Origin of the sequence: Alloalcanivorax sp. (assembly GCF_964221125.1) — a bacterium.
Lineage (GTDB): Bacteria > Pseudomonadota > Gammaproteobacteria > Pseudomonadales > Alcanivoracaceae > Alloalcanivorax > Alloalcanivorax venustensis.
This window is the reverse complement of sequence record NZ_CAXPXK010000033.1, coordinates 1-15723: the sequence shown is the minus strand read 5'-3', so window position 1 is coordinate 15723 and position 15723 is coordinate 1. Positions and strand designations below refer to the sequence as shown.

Here is a 15723-nt window from a genome sequence, read left to right as displayed (position 1 = left end):
GTAGGCTCCCGGCCACCGTCTCACTATACTCGCGACCATGGCGAAGAATGCGAAAAAGCCGGCGTCCGCCCGTAAAGGGTCCGCGCGCCGCCCCGCTAAGTCGGGAAACAAACGAAACAACCGGTCCGCGGGGCGGCGCTGGTTCAGCTGGCGGTTCATCGCCAAGGTCTCGGTGGTGCTGCTGGTGCTGGCGGCCGCCGGGCTGGCCTATCTGGACGCCTATGTGCGCGACCGGTTCGACAGCCACGTCTGGCAGTTGCCGGCGCGCGTTTACGCGCGTCCGGTGGAGTTGTATCCCGGCCGGGTCCTGGCGCGCAACGACATGCTCAAGATGCTGGAGTTGATGCGCTACCGTCGCGCCGGTGGCGCGCCCACCCCGGGCAGCTACACCACCGACGGCAACACCCTGGTGATCCATACCCGTGGTTTCCGCGACAGCGACGGCGGCGAGCCGGCCCAGCGCATCCGCGTCACGCTCGGCGGCGGACAGATCAGCGCGCTGGACAGCAACGACGGCGATTCACTGGCCCGGCTGGAGCCGCTGCAAATCGGCAGCATCCACCCCGGCCACACCGAGGACCGGGTGTTCGTGCCCCTGGACCGGGTACCGCCGCTGCTGGTGCAGATGCTGCTGGCCACCGAGGACCGTGATTTCTATGAGCACCACGGGGTCTCGCCACGGGGGCTGGCCCGCGCCATGGTGGCCAACGTTAAAGCCGGCGGCCTGGTGCAGGGCGGCAGCACCCTGACCCAGCAGCTGGTGAAGAATTTCTGGCTCACGCAGGACCGCACTCTCGCCCGCAAGCTGGTGGAAATGCCGATGGCGGTGTTGCTGGAGCTGCACTACAGCAAAGAGCAGATCCTCGAGGCCTATCTTAACGAGGTGTACCTGGGCCAGGACGGCAAGCGCGCCATCCACGGCATGGGGCTGGGCGCCCAGTTCTATTTCGGGCGACCGCTGGAAGAGCTGGAGCCCCACCAGCTCGCCACCCTGGTGGCCCTGTTGAAGGGCCCCAGCTACTACGACCCGCGCCGTAATCCGGAGCGTTCCCTGGCGCGTCGCAACACGGTGCTCAAAGTGGCCCTGGAAGAGGGCGCGCTGAGCGATCAGGAGTACCGGCGTTTCCGCGAACGGGATCTGGAAGTGGTGCCGCGCGGCGCGTCGCCGCTGTACGCCTTCCCGGCGTTCATTGATCTGGTGCGCCGTCAGCTGGCCCGGGATTATCCGGCCGACGTGCTGGGCGAGGAGGGCCTGCGGATTCACTCCACCCTGGACGTGCTGGCGCAGCTGGCCTCCGAGAAGGCGCTCAGTGAGCACCTCAACAGCCTGGATGCTTCCGGCGACGCGCTCAACGGCGCGGTGGTGGTGGTGGCGCCGGCCCAGGGCGACGTGCTGGCGTTGGTGGGCAGCCGCGAGTCCCGCGCCCAGGGTTTCAACCGCGCCCTGGACGCCACCCGGCCGATGGGCTCGCTGGTCAAGCCGGTGGTGATGCTCACCGCGCTGCAGCAGCCCAAGCGCTACAGCCTGGCCACCCCGGTGGCGGACGAGCCGATCACCGTGCCGCTGACCACCGGCAAGAAGTGGACCCCGCAGAACTTCGACGGCGAATCCAAGGGCCCCATCCCGCTGGTCGACGCGTTGGCCTATTCACGCAACCAGGCCACCGTGCGCCTGGGCATGGACGTGGGGCCGGACGCGGTGGTCCGGACCCTGTCCCAGCTGGGCGTGAAAAAGACCGTTCCGGCCTACCCCAGTATTCTGCTCGGCAGCATCGGCATGACGCCCTTCGAGGTGGCGATGCTGTACCAGCCGCTCGCCACCGGCGGCTTCGCCACGCCGTTGCGTTCGATCACCGATGTGCTGGATAAGGACGGCGAGCCGCTGGCCCGCTATCCGGTGGACACCGAAGAGGTGATCGATTCCGGGCCGGCCTATCTGATTCAGTGGGGCATGCAGCAGGTGGTGGAGAAGGGCACCGCCCGTTCCGCCCGCTCGGTGCTGCCCGCCGACCTGAAAGTGGCCGGCAAGACCGGCACCAGTGATGAATACCGGGACGCCTGGTTCGCCGGCTTCTCCGGCAACCACCTGTCGGTGGTCTGGGTGGGCCGTGACAACAACGAAAACGCCCGTGTGACCGGCTCGTCCGGCGCGCTCCCGGTGTGGAGCCGGCTGATGGCCGGTCTGCCGCAGACCAGCCTGTCCCAGGTGCCGCCCCCGGGCGTGGAAGAGGTGTGGATGGATCCCTCCGGGGAGAAAACCAGTGGCAAAGGCTGTTCCGGGGCGCGGGAATACCCGATGCTGGAGGCCTCCATCCCGGAGCAAAGCGACGGTTGCGGTAACGCGACCCAGGTTAAGGAAGGAGTGGTGGAATGGTTCAAGGGCTGGTTCGACTAACGCTGCTGGCGGTGCTGTTGCTGTCCGGCTGCGCGGTGACGCCGCCGGCGGAGAAAGCGGAGCCGGTCACCGCCGACACCGAGTTGCAAGGGTCTCCGGCGATGGCGCTGCTGAGCCGCGCCGAGCAGGCCCGCGCCCAGGGCGAGACCGGCGCGGCCAGCCGCTACCTGGAACGGGCGCTGACCATGGCGCCCAACTCCTCGTGGCTGTACCGCGAGCTGGCGCTGCTGCGGCTGGAAGAGGGCGACGGCCATGCCGCCGAAGGCTTTGCCCAGCGCGCCCTGCGCCTGGCGCCGGACAACGACGACTACCGCGCCGAGCTGTGGGAGCTGGTGGCCGCCGCCCGCGCCGAGCAGGGCGACCGCAGCGGCGCCGATGAAGCGCGCGCGCGGGCCCAGGCCCTGCGGCAGCCGGACCGCGCATGACCCCGGCGGTAAAAATGGCGGAGGACGCCGGCGTCGATTTCCGGCTGCACCGCTACCAGCACGACCCTGGTGCCGAAAGCTACGGCCTGGAGGCCGCGGAGCTTCTGGATCTGGACCCGCGCCGCGTGTTCAAGACGCTGCTGGCGGTGGTCGACGACCAGCCACAGGTGGCCATGGTGCCGGTACACCTGAGTCTCGACCTGAAGGCGCTGGCCAAGACCGCCGGCGGCAAGAAAGCACGGATGGCCGACGCCGATCTGGCGCAGCGGATCACCGGCTATGTCCTGGGCGGCATCAGTCCGCTGGGTCAGAAACGCCGGTCGCCGCTGTGGCTGGATGAGAGCGCCCTGAGCTTCGATACCCTTTACATGAGTGCCGGACGGCGGGGTCTGGAAATCGAGATGGCCGCGGTGGATCTGTTGGCGCTGACCGCGGGCCAGTGTGCTGTTCTGGCTCGTTGACCCGGAGTTCCTTGGAAGATTCATCGCCAGGGCTGCTACGAAGCTCGGTTTGTGGGAGCTTGTGCCTTGCAAGCGAAAGGCCGGCTTTGCCGGCCGGCAGGATTCCAGAGACCTTGTTTGAGCTGCCGTTAGAGAGGGCTCTGGCATCCTGCCGGGAGCTTCGCTCCCTTTCGCGGGCAGGGCCCGCTCCCACAAGCTACCACCATGCTAGCCCGCTGAGCCCCATTAAAGCGTGTTGAACGCGTCCCGGGCGGCCTGGATGGTGGCGTCGATGTCGTCGTCGCTGTGGGTGATCGACACGAAGCCGGCTTCGAAGGCGCTGGGCGCCAGATAGACACCGCGGTCCAGCATGGCGTGGAAGAAGCCGTTGAAGCGCGGCTGGTCGCAGGCCATGACCTCGTCGAAGCGGCTGATGCGGGTCTGGTCGGTGAAGAACAGGCCGAACATGCCGCCCGCCTGCGTGGTGTGGAAGCCGACGCCGGCGCCCCGGGCGGCTTCGGCCAGCCCCGCGGTGAGCCGTTCGGTTTTCGCTTCCAGCTCTTCGTAGAAGCCGTCGCGGCGCAGCTGTTTCAGCGTCGCCAGGCCGGCCGCCATGGCCACCGGGTTACCGGACAGGGTGCCGGCCTGATAGACCGGGCCCAGCGGTGACAGCTTTTCCATGATTTCCCGTTTGCCGCCCAGCGCGCCCACCGGCATGCCGCCGCCGATGATCTTGCCCAGGGTGGTGAGGTCAGGGGTCACGCCGTAGCGGGCCTGGGCGCCGCCCCTGGCGACCCGGAAGCCGGTCATCACCTCGTCGAAAATCAGCACCGCGCCGTACTGGTCGCACTGCTCGCGCAGGGCTTCCAGAAAGCCCTGGGTGGGCGGCACGCAGTTCATGTTGCCGGCCACCGGCTCGACGATCACGGCGGCGATCTGGTCGCCCTGGGCCTTGAACACTTCGGCCAGGCCGCCGGCGTCGTTAAAGTTGAGGGTCAGGGTGTCGTCGGTGACTGCCTTGGGCACGCCCGGTGAGCTGGGGGTGCCCAGGGTCAGCGCGCCGGAGCCGGCTTTCACCAGCAGGCTGTCCACGTGGCCGTGGTAGCAACCCTCGAATTTGATCACCTTGTCGCGGCCGGTGTGGCCGCGCGCCAGGCGCAGCGCGCTCATCACCGCTTCGGTGCCGGAGTTGACCATGCGCACCATGTCCATGGACGGCACCATCTCGCAGACCAGGTCGGCCATGTCCACCTCGGCGGCGGTGGGGGCGCCGAAGCTGAGGCCGTCGGCCACCGCCTTGAGCACCGCTTCGCGCACTTCCTGGTTGTTGTGGCCGAGGATCATCGGCCCCCAGGAGCCGACGTAATCCACGTAGCGGTTGTCGTCCTCGTCGAACAGATAGGGGCCTTCCGCGTGGCGGAAGAACACCGGTGTGCCGCCCACGCCCTTAAAGGCGCGGACCGGGGAATTAACGCCACCGGGGATGTGTTTCTGGGCACGGCGGAACAGTTGTTCGGAATGCTTGCGACTCATTGGGACTCCTTGAAGGGGGGCGCCGGGAAGGCGGCGTGCAGCCGCCGGGCGGCGGCTTCCACGTCGGCGTCGTCGGCGTGGCCGAACAGGGCGTGGATAACGGCCACCAGGTCGGCGCCGGCCTCGATCAGTTGCCGGGCATTATGCGGATTCACTCCGCCGATCGCCACCAGCGGCAGGGAGAAGCGGCGGCGTGCTTCGCGTAGGGTGTCCAGGGACGCGGGCGGCGCGCCCGGCTTGGTGCGCGATTCGAAAAAGCGGCCCAGGGCGAGATAGTCGGCGCCCTCGTCGGCGGCTTTTTGCGCCAGATCAAGACGACCATGGCAGGACACGCCGATCAGCTTGTCGTCGCCGAGCAGCATGCGCGCGCGGCCGACCGCGCCGTCGCTCTGGCCCAGGTGCACGCCGTCGGCTTCCACTTCCGCCGCCAGGGCGGCGTCGTCGTTGACGATAAAGCGCGCGCCGTAGTCCTTGCACAGCAGGGCCAGCCGCGCGGCCCGGTGGCGGCGGGTGTCGGCGTCGGCGGGTTTGTCGCGGTACTGCAGCAGCGTGGCGCCGCCGCGCAGGGCCGCTTCGGCGGCGCTGAGCACGCGGTCGCCGGGCGTCAGCTGCGGATCGGTGATGGCGTAGAGGCCCTGCAGGGGCTGGCTCATGGTGTCAGGCTCCGGTCCGGTACGAACTGGCCGCCGCCGGGCTGCCAGGCGTGCTGCAGGGTGCGGTGCAGCCACGCCTGGGCGTCGCCGACGGCGTCTTCCAGGGGCAGGCCGCGGGCCAGCAGGCTGGCGATCGCCGAGGCCAGCGAGCAGCCGGAGCCGTGGTACACCTCCGGCAGGCGCGGCCATTCCCATTGGCGGTGGTGCTCGCCCTGGAACAGGTGGTTGGCGACCTGGTCGGTGTCGTCGTGGGTCCCGGTCACCAGCACCGCGCGGCCGCAGCGCCGGGTGAGCGCGGCGCCCGCCTCGGCCACCCCTGTTTCGCCGCTCAGTTGGCCGGCTTCGGGGAGGTTGGGCGTGAGCACGGTGGCCTGGGGGGCGACCCGGTCCATCAGGGCCTCGTTGAGGTCGCCCTGCGCCAGGCTGCCGCCGGACTCGGCGGCGAGCACCGGGTCCAGGACCACGGGCACGCCGGGCAGGCGGGCCAGCAGGCGGGCGATCCATTCCACCGTGGCCACCGAGCCGGTCATGCCGATCTTCACCGCCTGGAACTCATAATCGGCGAGCAGGGCGTCCGCCTGCTGTTCAAGAAGCTCCAGCGGGGTCAGTTGAAAGCTGCTGACCTTGCGGCTGTTTTGTACCGTCAGCGCGGTGATCAGCGTGCTGGCGAAGCCGCCGGTGCTTTGGATCGCCTCGATGTCGGCGTGGATGCCGGCGCCACCGGACGGGTCGTGGCCCGCGATGACAAGAATATTAGGTCTCATTGAATACGCTCAAAACGGTTTCACCACCGCCAGGATAACAATCGCCACCAGCAGTAACACCGGCACTTCGTTAAAGATACGGTAGAACTTGTCGCTCTTGGTGTTGGCGTCGGCGGCGAACTTCTTCAGGTAGGCCAGACAGACGTGATGGTAGCCGATCAGCAGTACCACCAGGGCGATCTTGGCGTGCAGCCAGCCCTGGGTTTTGTAGTAGTCCCAGTTCAGCGCCAGCATCCAGATGCCCAGCACCAGGGTGGCGATCATGGACGGGTTCATGATGCCCCGGTAGAGCTTGCGCTCCATGATCTTGAAGCGGTCGCGGCTGGTCTGGTCCTCGGCCATGGCGTGGTACACGAACAGGCGGGGCAGATAAAAGATCGCCGCGAACCAGCAAATCACGGCAATAAGATGGAACGCTTTCAGCCAGAGCATTGTAGGGTTCTCCCGGTACGCAGGGTGGTCGGGGGTGCACCGCGTTGGAGTGTCACCCGCTAGCCGCTGTATACTACAGCGCCTTGCTTGTATCGTCCCGCGCCGCCGAGGCCGCGGGGCGCTTCCGGACCCTGTTCCGCCACTCCCGGTGCCAGCCGCTGACGCCGATCTGACACAAAAGAGGATGCCGTGACCAAGCCACCGCGCGCCAGCCGCCTGCTGCGATACTATCTGTTTCGCACCCGGCGTCTGTCACGCCGGCAGCTGGGCACCCTCCAGGACTGGAAGATGCGGGTGGTGTTCTGGATCGGCGCGCTGATGGTCGGTCTGGTCACCGTGGGGTTCGCCTGGGTGGCGGAAATGTGCGCCGAGGCGTTCGCCGAGATGGAGCGGCACTCGTCGTTGTGGCCGGTGCTGATCACTCCGCTGGGGATGCTGGCGACCGTGTTCGTGATGCGCCGTACCGGCGCCGAGTCCCAGGGTAGCGGTATTCCCCAGGTACTGGTGGTGCTCAAGCAGCGCTACCACTGGCTGCGGCCCACCTTTCTGTCGTTCCGCGTTATCGTCATGAAGTTCGCGCTCACCTGCATGGGGCTGCTGTGCGGCGCCAGCATCGGCCGCGAGGGGCCCAGCGTTCATATGGGCGCGGCGATGATGTACTCGGTGGGGCAGGTCGGCCGCCTTCACCAGAAGTACGTGGACAACGCCCTGATCGTGGCCGGCGGCGCCGCCGGGGTGTCGGCGGCCTTCAACGCGCCGCTGGCGGGCATCGTGTTCGCGATCGAGGAGCTGTCCGGCTCGTTCGAACAGCGCACCAGCGGCACCCTGATTCTGGCGATTATCCTGTCCGGCGTGGTGGTGCTGGCGATCGCCGGGCATTACAGCTTTTTCGGCCATCCCCAGGGGGCGCTGGACATCACCCAGGACTGGCTCGCCATCGGCGTCACCGGTCTGGTGTGCGGCTTGCTGGGCGGGGCTTTCAGCCGTCTGCTGATCACCGGCAGCCGTTTTCTGGCGCCCTATGGCCGCAAGCACCCTTACCGGGTGGTGTTGCTGTGCGCGCTGGTGCTGGTGCTGCTGGGGCTGGTCACCGGCGGCATGACCTACGGCAGCGGCTATGAACAGGCGCGCCACCTGCTCAGCGGCGACGCCGACGGCGACTGGAGTTTCCCGCTCGCCAAGATGGCGGCCACCCTGGTGTCCTATTTCACCGGTATTCCCGGCGGGCTGTTTTCCCCCAGCCTGGCCGCCGGCGCCGGCGTCGGCAATGTGATCGGCGGGCTGTTTCCCGACTCCTCGGTGGTGGGCGTTACCCTGGTGGCGATGGCGGCCTTTCTGGCCGGGGTGATCCAGCGGCCGATCACCTCCTTCGTGATCGTCATGGAGCTCACCGGCAACCGCCACGACATTCTGTTGCCGCTGATGGCCGGCGCGTTCGTGGCGGCGGCGGTGGCCAAGCTGGTCTGGGTGCGCCCGCTTTACGACTCCCTGGCGGAACGGCTGCAGGAAGGCGAGGGCATGGCCCTGGACCGGGCGCGGGTGGTGAGCACCGAAAGCGGCCCGGCGGACGAGCGGGGCCGAGGCGGCGGCCAATGAAGTTGCCGCCCATGGCGGTGGTGCCTATCATGCGGGTCCTTTAGTGGAAAGTAGTAACGGGAGTAATGGTATGACCCAGGTCGACGCGGCGAACCCTTTGAAAGTCGGCATTGTCGGCGGCACCGGGTACACCGGTGTGGAGTTGCTGCGCCTGCTGGTGCGGCATCCGCTGGTGCGCCTGGAAACCATTACCTCGCGCAGCGAGCAGGGTCTGAAGGTCAGTGATCTGTACCCGACCCTGCGCGGCTACACCGACCTCAAGTTCGAGGAGCCGGACGTGGCCGCGCTGGCGGCCTGTGACGTGGTGTTCTTCGCCACGCCGCACAATGTCGCCATGCGGCTGGTGCCGGAGCTGCTGGCCGCCGGCACCCGGGTGGTGGACCTGTCGGCGGATTTCCGGCTTCGCGACGCCGGCGTCTGGAGCCAGTGGTACGGCGAGCCCCATGCCTGCCCGGAACTGCTGGATCAGGCGGTCTACGGCCTGCCGGAAGTGAACCGCGAACGCATTCGCGGTGCCCGGCTGGTGGCCTGCGCCGGCTGTTACCCCACCTCGATTCAGCTCGGCTACCTGCCGTTGCTGGAGCGCGGCTGGGTGCGCCCGGAACAACTGATCGCCAGTGCCGCCAGCGGCGCCAGCGGCGCCGGACGCGGCGCCAAGGTGCCGATGTTGCTGGCGGAGGCGTCGGAGAGCTTCAAGGCCTACGGCGCCGGCGGGCACCGGCATCTGCCGGAAATCGAGCAGGGCCTGGGTGACATCGCCGGCGGGCCGGTGTCGGTCACCTTCGTGCCGCATCTGGTGCCGATGGTGCGGGGCATCCATGCCAGCCTGTATGCCACCGTCAACGGCGACACCCCGGCGCTGGATCAGGTGCAGGCGGCCTTCGAGGCGCGCTACGCCGACGAACCCTTCGTCGACGTGATGCCCCAGGGCAGCCACCCGGAGACCCGTTTCGTGAAAGGCTCCAACCATTGCCGTCTGGCGATCCACCGGCCCGGGGACGGCGACGTCCTGGTGGTGTTGTCGGTGATCGATAACCTGGTCAAGGGCGCGTCCGGCCAGGCGATCCAATGCATGAACATCATGTTCGGCCTGGAAGAAACGGCCGGCATTGATCTCCCCGCGTTGCTGCCCTGATGGCGACGGGAAGCCGGCCCAGAGCGGGCGTCGACGATGTCATTCTGGTTCCGGTGAGCCCGTCGCACCGCCGGCGTACCCGCGTGCTGCTGACAGTCACCGCGCTGGTGGCGGTGATCGTGGCGTTTCTGGCGGGCTCCTGGCTGGGGCAGAGCGGTGCCCTGGACAGCAACATGAAAAACAGCGAGCTGCGCGCGGAATTACGCGACGCCCGCCAGGAATTACGCACCGTGCGCCACGATCTGGCCCGCTACCGGGCGGAGGTGGAGGTGGCCGATCAGGCCCGCGAGCAGTTGCGCCAGGAGATTCGCGGCCTGCGTGACCAGAGCGCGGAACTGGAAGAGGCGGTGGCGTTCTACAAGAACGTGATGTCCCCGGGGGCGTCCGACGCGCCCATGCAGGTGGAAAAGTTCGAGGTGAGCCCGGAGAACGGGGAGCGGCGCTTCCGTTACCGTTTGATACTGGTTCAGTCCGGTGATAACCGGGGATACTTGTCGGGCACGGTGAGCTTCGCGCTGAAAGGCTCCCGGGACGGCGAGCCGGTGACGCTGGATGGCGGTGAGCTGTTGGGGGAAAACAGCGATTTGCGATTCCGTTTCCGGTACTTCCAGGAGCTTTCCGGTACGCTGACGGTGCCCGAGGGCACGCGCATCGACGCTTTGGAGATGACCGCGACAGCCACCGCGCCGCGTCGCGCGGAGGTGGTTCAGAGCCTTCCTTGGTGATGGCGTATCGAATAATCAAGCAGGAGACGACAGGTGATTGGGCGAGACAAGAAGAGCACGGGTGGTCAGCAAAATTTCCGCGATCACACCCTGATCGCTCCCAGTGCCCGCATCGTGGGCGATATTGAGTTCAACGGGGGATTGCACGTTCAGGGCGAAGTGGACGGCAATATCACCGTCGGTGAAGACGGCGGCCAGCTGGTGATCGGCGAGAGCGGCGTGGTGCGTGGCGAGATCCGCGTGCCGAGAATCACCATCAACGGCCGGGTGGAAGGCGACGTGAACGCCACCGAGCATCTGGAACTGGCCAGCAAGGCGCAGGTGGAGGGCAATGTCTTCTACGTGATGATCGAGATGCTGATGGGCGCGCGGGTGAACGGCAAGCTGGTGCGTCTGGACGAAGAGCGCCGCAACCTGCCGGCGCCCGAGAAGCCCGGCGGCCGGCCGGATGCGGACCCTGCGGAGGCGGACGCCCGGCCCGAGAATACTTGACTGTAATAGTCGGGTACTGGACTATGGCGATGTGATAACGGCATTGAGTGACATGAGCGAATCCGGACCCATAATCCTGACCGAACGGGCCGCCGCCAAGGTGCGCGAGCTCCGTGACGACGAAGGCAACCCCGAGCTGAAACTGCGGGTGTACATCACCGGCGGCGGCTGCGCGGGGTTTTCCTACGGCTTCACCTTTGATGAAGCGGTGAACGAGGACGATACGGCGGTGGCCCGTGAAGACGTGACGCTGCTGGTGGACGCCATGAGCATCCAGTATCTGGACGGCTCCCAGGTGGACTACGAGCAGGGCCTGATGGGCTCGCGGTTTATCGTCAATAACCCCAACGCGGCCACCACCTGCGGCTGCGGTTCGTCGTTCTCGGTGTGAGTCGGCCCGGCGCTGTCATTTAACGGTCATTAAAGTATCAGAATATTGTCTTGAGCAGCATGGAGGCTGTAGGCATGACGATACAGAGACCTTCCATCCAGAAAATGACGGCCGCGGATACCCGCGCCATGTGCTGGTTGCTGGCCCAGCCCCGCGCCGCCAGCCGCGCCCGCATGGCCAGGGCCATCTCCCGGTTCGGTGACGGCCCCTTCTACGCGGCGCTGGTCGCGATGCTCTGGCTGGTCGACCCCGAGGACGGCACCCGCTTCGCCCTGGCGGCGGCGGTGGCCTACGGCCTGGAAGTGCCGGCCTTCATGGTGCTCAAGAACCTGATCAAACGCCCCAGACCCGCCGATTCCGAGATGGCGCTGTGCGCCTTTATCAAGCCCGCGGGCCGTTTCAGCTTCCCTTCCGGCCACACCGCTGCGGCCTTCGTGATGGCCACGCTGCTGGGTATCTTCTATCCGGTGGTGGCGACGCTGGCGCTGGCGTTCGCGCTGTTGGTGGGGTTGTCGCGGGTGCTGCTCGGCGTGCACTACCCGTCGGATATCGCCGCCGGCGCCTTGCTCGGCACCAGCTGCGCGATGATCGGCTCGCTCTTCGTATAATTCCCGCGATTCAAGGCAGGCTCAGATGGCCGAGCACCGCCGACCGGCCGGCCCCGGTCACTTGCGGTGCGTTGCCCGGCACCCGTTCCCAGAAGGCCCAGGCCAGCCAGGCGAAGGCGGCCGCTTCCACCCATTCCGGTGCGACACCGGCGTCTTCGGTGCTGCCCGCCGGCAGCCCGCAATGCCGGGCGAGCCGGTTGAGAAGATCCCGGTTATGCACGCCGCCGCCGCAGACCAGCAGGCGGTCGGCGTGGAACCCGCTGATCGCCTCGGCGACGGTGCGGGCGGTCAGCTCCGCGAGGGTGGCCTGCACGTCGCGCGGTGCCATGTCGGCACCCAGATGCGGGGCGAGCCAGTCCTGATGGAAGTACTCCCGGCCGGTGCTTTTGGGCGGCGGAAGGTGGAAATAGGGGTCGCCCAGCAGGCTGTCGAGCAGGGCTGGAATCACCTTGCCGCCGGCGGCCCAGTCGCCCCGCGGGTCGTAGTCGCCGCCCTGGTGCCGCTGGTGCCACTGGTCCAGCAGGGTATTGGCGGGGCCGGTGTCGAAACCGCCGATCAATGCGCCTTTGTCCAGCAGCGAGACGTTGGCGATGCCGCCCAGGTTGAGAACCACCCGGCGCTCGCGCGGATCACCGAAGGCGTGCTCGTGGAAGCGCGGCGCCAGGGGCGCGCCCTGGCCACCGAGCACCATGTCCTTGTTACGGAAATTGCTGACCACCGGCAGGCCGGATCGGACCGCCAGGGTATCCGGGCATCCGAGCTGCACGCTGAACCCGGCGTCGCCGGGGCGGTGGCGCACGGTCTGGCCGTGGCAGCCGATGGCGGTGACGGCGTCCGCCGGCACGTTCGCTTTGCTGAGCAGGGCGGCCACGGCGTCCGCATAGTGAGCGCCCAGGGCCCGGTGGCAGGCGCCGGCCCGGTCGATTTCATCGTCGCCGGGGCGGCACAGCCGCTGCAGGTCCGCGCGAAGGGCGCTGGGAAGGTCGCTGCCGTGGTGGGCCAGCACCCGGGTGCCGGCGTGGGTGACGCTGGCCAGGACGGCGTCCACGCCGTCCAGGCTGGTGCCGGTCATCAGACCGACGAACAGCGATTCAGAAGACATTGCTGCTGGCCAGGGTGGCGGCCTCGGCGAACATGGTCATTTGCGCCGCCAGACGGCTGCTCTGAAGACGGAACTGGGGCTTCTCGCTGCTGGCGATGCCGCTGGCCTTGGGCAGCGGTACGGTCTGCGGATTGCGGTGCACGCCGTCGATGCGGAACTCGTAATGCAGGTGCGGGCCGGTGGCCAGGCCGGAGGCGCCCACATAGCCGATGGTCTGGCTTTGATTCACCCGGCTGCCGACGCGAATGCCCTTGGCGAAGCCGCGCATGTGGGCGTACAGCGTGGAGTAGCGCTGGCCGTGCTTGAGAATCAGCACATTGCCATAGCCGCCTTTGACGCCGGCGAAGATCACCTTGCCCTTGCCGGCGGCTTTGATCGGGGTGCCGCTGGGGGCGGCGTAGTCGATGCCGTTGTGGGCGCGTACTTTGTTCAGAATCGGATGCTTGCGGCCGGTGCTGAAGCGCGAGCTGATGCGCGAGAAGGCCACCGGGGTGCGGATGAACTCCTTGCGCATGGAGTTGCCGTCGCTGTCGAAGTAGGACACGTCGCCGTCGCGGGTCTGGTAGCGGTAGGCGGTGAGGTGGCGGCCCTGGTTCCAGAATTCCGCGGCGATGATTTCGCCTTCGCCGACCTTCTCGCCGTCCAGATACAGCTCCTCGTAGAGCACCCGGAAGCGGTCGCCGTTGCGGATGTCGAGCACGAAGTCGATGTCCCAGCCGAAGATGTTGGCCAGCTGCATGGTCAGGTTGTCGCTCATGCCCGCGGCGTGGCCGGCCAGGAACAGGGAGTTGTCGATGGTGGCCTCGGCGAAGCGGGTGCGGCGCTGATATTCGCGCACCACGTTCTCCACCCGCCAGTTGCCGTCTTCCAGGGTGGCTTCCACGGTCTCCACCCGGGACGGGCTGTAGCGCAGCGAGGTCAGCTCGCCGGCTTCGTCCACGGAAATATTCAGGGAATCGCCGGGGCGGATGGTGGCCAGCTCGGCCAGGCGCTCGTCACCGGTAACCAGGCGGTGCACCTGCGCCGCGCTGACGCCGCGCGACTGCAGCAGCCCGGACAGGGTGTCGCCGGACGCCACGGTGATCTTGATCCATTGCTCCTCGTCGGGCGTCTCCGCCGGCGCGCGGACGTCGGCGACCGGCTGGGCACTTTCCTGGCGGACCAGTTCCTCGCTGGCCGACGGCTTGGGCAGCTCCAGCGTCTGCAGACGTTCCGGGCGGGATTCTCCGGATTCCGGGGTCAGGGCGATCAACCCCACCGTGATCACCAGCGCCCCGGAGAGGATCAGATGGGTGCGGGGGAAACGGCGCGCGGCACGGCCGAGGGCGGATAATTTAATACTCATGCTTTTACTACGCTCTGAGGTGCGCCGCCGAGGGCGTTCATTTAGTTGCAGCAAAGATACCCGCCTTCTACAACCCGCTTCAAGTGCTACAATGGCGCGCTTTTCAGGGTGAGATGTGGTCGGCGGGTTGGCGTTTGAGACCGGTGCCGCCGGGGCAAGTTCCTAAAACAGGCTGGGTCCGGCCATTCCCGGGCCGTGAATGAGGTGATGATGATCAAGGTGGACGAACAGCTGGCGCTGCTGCGCCGTGGCGCGGATGAGATCATTCAGGAAGACGAATTGCGCGAGCGCATCGCCAGCGGCCGCCCTTTGAGAGTCAAGGCGGGCTTTGATCCCACCGCCCCGGATCTGCACCTGGGTCATACGGTTCTGATCAACAAGCTGCGCCAGTTCCAGGAACTGGGCCACCATGTGATGTTCCTGATCGGCGACTTCACCGGCATGATCGGTGACCCCACCGGCAAGAGCGCCACGCGCCCGCCGCTCACCCCCGAAGAGATAGAGCGCAACGCGGAAACCTATAAAGAGCAGGTGTTCAAGATCCTGGACCCGGAAAAGACCGAGGTGGTGTTCAACTCCACCTGGATGAATCAGGTGAGCGCCGCCGGCATGATCAAGCTGGCCAGCCAGTACACGGTGGCGCGCATGCTCGAGCGCGACGACTTCGACAAGCGCTACCGGGCCAATCAGCCGATCGCGGTGCACGAGTTCCTGTATCCGCTGGTGCAGGGCTACGATTCGGTGGCCATGGAGGCGGATGTGGAGCTGGGCGGCACCGATCAGAAGTTCAACCTGCTGATGGGGCGCACCCTGCAGAAGGCCTACGGGCAGGCGCCGCAGATCTGCCTGACCATGCCGATTCTGGAGGGGCTGGACGGGGTCCAGAAGATGTCCAAGTCGCTGAAGAATTATGTCGGCGTTAACGACGCCCCCGGGGAGATGTACCGCAAGCTGCTGTCGATCCCCGACGATATGACCTGGCGCTACTATGAATTGCTCAGTGGTCTCTCCAATGAGGCTCTGGAAGAGCGCAAGGCGGAAGCGGCGCGGCTGGGCAGCCCGCAGGAGGCCAAAAAAGCGTTCGCGTTGGAGATGGTGACCCGCTTCCACGGCGAGGCGGCCGCCCAGGCGGCGCCTTCCTCGGCGGGCAATCTGACCTCCCTGGGGGCGATACCCGACAACGTCCCGGAAGTGGAGGTGGTCCTGGAGGAGGGCGACGAGGTGCACGTGGTGCCGTTGCTCCGCCTTGCCGGTCTGGCCCAGAATGGTAAAGCCGCTAAGGACGTGTTCGGGCGGGGCGCGGTCTACGTGGACGGCCAGCAGCTCACCGAGGAGCGCACCTTCGTCCGTGGCGAAAGCGCGGTGATCCAGGCGGGCAAGAAGAAGATCGCGCGGGTCACGATTCGCTAGCAATCGGGCCCTAAGGCCTGGATTTGAATGAAAATTGGCCGACCACAAAGAATTTCGAGGAATCCGCCAAAAAAGGTTTGACAGGAAAGGCCCGATCCGTAGAATGCGCATTCCTCGACGGGGCGACATCAACAACGCCGACCCCGCAGCTCTTTAACAATCAGGCAAGCAAACGTGTGGGACCTGTTTGGAGTAGGTATCTCAAAAAGATATCGGCTTTGAACAAGTCAACCTAGTTGAATTTGTTTCGAGCTGAGCATGATTTAAGTGCGCAGGC

Annotated in this window: 16 protein-coding genes; 10 read left to right on the top strand and 6 right to left on the bottom strand. The window is 66.8% G+C overall.

The window, feature by feature from the left end:
- Positions 1-37: 37 nt before the first annotated feature.
- The 3 genes from mrcB to ybaK are packed head-to-tail and all read left to right on the top strand — an operon-like array spanning position 38 to position 3281.
- The gene (mrcB, locus tag ACEQZD_RS04310; RefSeq protein WP_335629176.1) at positions 38-2395 is read left to right on the top strand and encodes a penicillin-binding protein 1B; all 2358 of its coding nucleotides are present in this window, start codon (positions 38-40) and stop codon (positions 2393-2395) included.
- On the top strand, positions 2371-2820 hold the full coding sequence (locus tag ACEQZD_RS04305) for a tetratricopeptide repeat protein (protein ID WP_194854889.1): 450 nt from the start codon (positions 2371-2373) through the stop codon (positions 2818-2820). Before mrcB ends, ACEQZD_RS04305 begins: the two co-directional genes overlap by 25 nt.
- Positions 2817-3281 (top strand): Cys-tRNA(Pro) deacylase, encoded by a 465-nt coding sequence (gene ybaK / locus ACEQZD_RS04300; RefSeq protein WP_370184243.1) that lies wholly within the window; start codon positions 2817-2819, stop codon positions 3279-3281. Before ACEQZD_RS04305 ends, ybaK begins: the two co-directional genes overlap by 4 nt.
- Before the next feature lie 225 nt (positions 3282-3506).
- On the opposite strand, the gene hemL is transcribed toward ybaK, so the two are convergent.
- Genes hemL through hemJ form a run of 4 tightly spaced genes read right to left on the bottom strand, consistent with a single transcriptional unit; the run spans position 3507 to position 6642 of the window.
- Positions 3507-4793: a glutamate-1-semialdehyde 2,1-aminomutase gene (hemL, locus tag ACEQZD_RS04295; RefSeq protein WP_142948332.1), complete on the bottom strand. Its 1287-nt coding sequence runs from the start codon at positions 4791-4793 to the stop codon at positions 3507-3509.
- A complete protein-coding gene (gene thiE / locus ACEQZD_RS04290) occupies positions 4790-5446 on the bottom strand; it encodes a thiamine phosphate synthase (protein ID WP_194854886.1) in 657 nt (218 codons plus the stop codon). Before thiE ends, hemL begins: the two co-directional genes overlap by 4 nt.
- The gene (locus tag ACEQZD_RS04285) at positions 5443-6210 is read right to left on the bottom strand and encodes a hydroxymethylpyrimidine/phosphomethylpyrimidine kinase (protein ID WP_335629173.1); all 768 of its coding nucleotides are present in this window, start codon (positions 6208-6210) and stop codon (positions 5443-5445) included. Before ACEQZD_RS04285 ends, thiE begins: the two co-directional genes overlap by 4 nt.
- A gap of 9 nt (positions 6211-6219) precedes the next feature.
- On the bottom strand, positions 6220-6642 hold the full coding sequence (hemJ, locus tag ACEQZD_RS04280; RefSeq protein WP_370184240.1) for a protoporphyrinogen oxidase HemJ: 423 nt from the start codon (positions 6640-6642) through the stop codon (positions 6220-6222).
- A 189-nt stretch (positions 6643-6831) separates the two neighbouring features.
- Here hemJ and ACEQZD_RS04275 point away from each other — a divergent pair, with 189 nt between their 5' ends.
- From ACEQZD_RS04275 to ACEQZD_RS04250, 6 genes are all read left to right on the top strand, one after another.
- Positions 6832-8238 carry a chloride channel protein gene (locus ACEQZD_RS04275; RefSeq protein ID WP_335629171.1) on the top strand — a complete coding sequence of 469 codons (1407 nt, stop codon included), beginning with the start codon at positions 6832-6834 and terminating at the stop codon, positions 8236-8238.
- 70 nt (positions 8239-8308) lie between these two features.
- A complete protein-coding gene (argC, locus tag ACEQZD_RS04270) occupies positions 8309-9373 on the top strand; it encodes an N-acetyl-gamma-glutamyl-phosphate reductase (protein ID WP_335629170.1) in 1065 nt (354 codons plus the stop codon).
- Positions 9373-10098: a DUF6776 family protein gene (locus tag ACEQZD_RS04265; RefSeq protein ID WP_335629169.1), complete on the top strand. Its 726-nt coding sequence runs from the start codon at positions 9373-9375 to the stop codon at positions 10096-10098. Before argC ends, ACEQZD_RS04265 begins: the two co-directional genes overlap by 1 nt.
- Before the next feature lie 33 nt (positions 10099-10131).
- A complete protein-coding gene (locus ACEQZD_RS04260; protein ID WP_142948339.1) occupies positions 10132-10590 on the top strand; it encodes a polymer-forming cytoskeletal protein in 459 nt (152 codons plus the stop codon).
- A 52-nt stretch (positions 10591-10642) separates the two neighbouring features.
- Positions 10643-10981 carry an iron-sulfur cluster insertion protein ErpA gene (erpA, locus tag ACEQZD_RS04255; RefSeq protein ID WP_067604808.1) on the top strand — a complete coding sequence of 113 codons (339 nt, stop codon included), beginning with the start codon at positions 10643-10645 and terminating at the stop codon, positions 10979-10981.
- Positions 10982-11055: 74 nt separating this feature from the next.
- Positions 11056-11589 (top strand): phosphatase PAP2 family protein, encoded by a 534-nt coding sequence (locus ACEQZD_RS04250; protein WP_228547828.1) that lies wholly within the window; start codon positions 11056-11058, stop codon positions 11587-11589.
- Positions 11590-11599: 10 nt separating this feature from the next.
- Here ACEQZD_RS04250 and ACEQZD_RS04245 read toward each other — a convergent pair whose 3' ends face one another.
- Complete coding sequence (locus ACEQZD_RS04245) at positions 11600-12691, bottom strand: anhydro-N-acetylmuramic acid kinase (protein ID WP_335629168.1); 1092 nt, start codon at positions 12689-12691, stop codon at positions 11600-11602.
- Positions 12681-14036 carry an OapA family protein gene (locus ACEQZD_RS04240; protein ID WP_142948341.1) on the bottom strand — a complete coding sequence of 452 codons (1356 nt, stop codon included), beginning with the start codon at positions 14034-14036 and terminating at the stop codon, positions 12681-12683. The genes ACEQZD_RS04245 and ACEQZD_RS04240 overlap by 11 nt, the downstream gene beginning before the upstream one ends.
- A 210-nt stretch (positions 14037-14246) precedes the next feature.
- On the opposite strand from ACEQZD_RS04240, the gene tyrS reads away from it, so the two are divergent.
- Positions 14247-15446: a tyrosine--tRNA ligase gene (tyrS, locus tag ACEQZD_RS04235; protein WP_370184300.1), complete on the top strand. Its 1200-nt coding sequence runs from the start codon at positions 14247-14249 to the stop codon at positions 15444-15446.
- Positions 15447-15723: the final 277 nt, after the last annotated feature.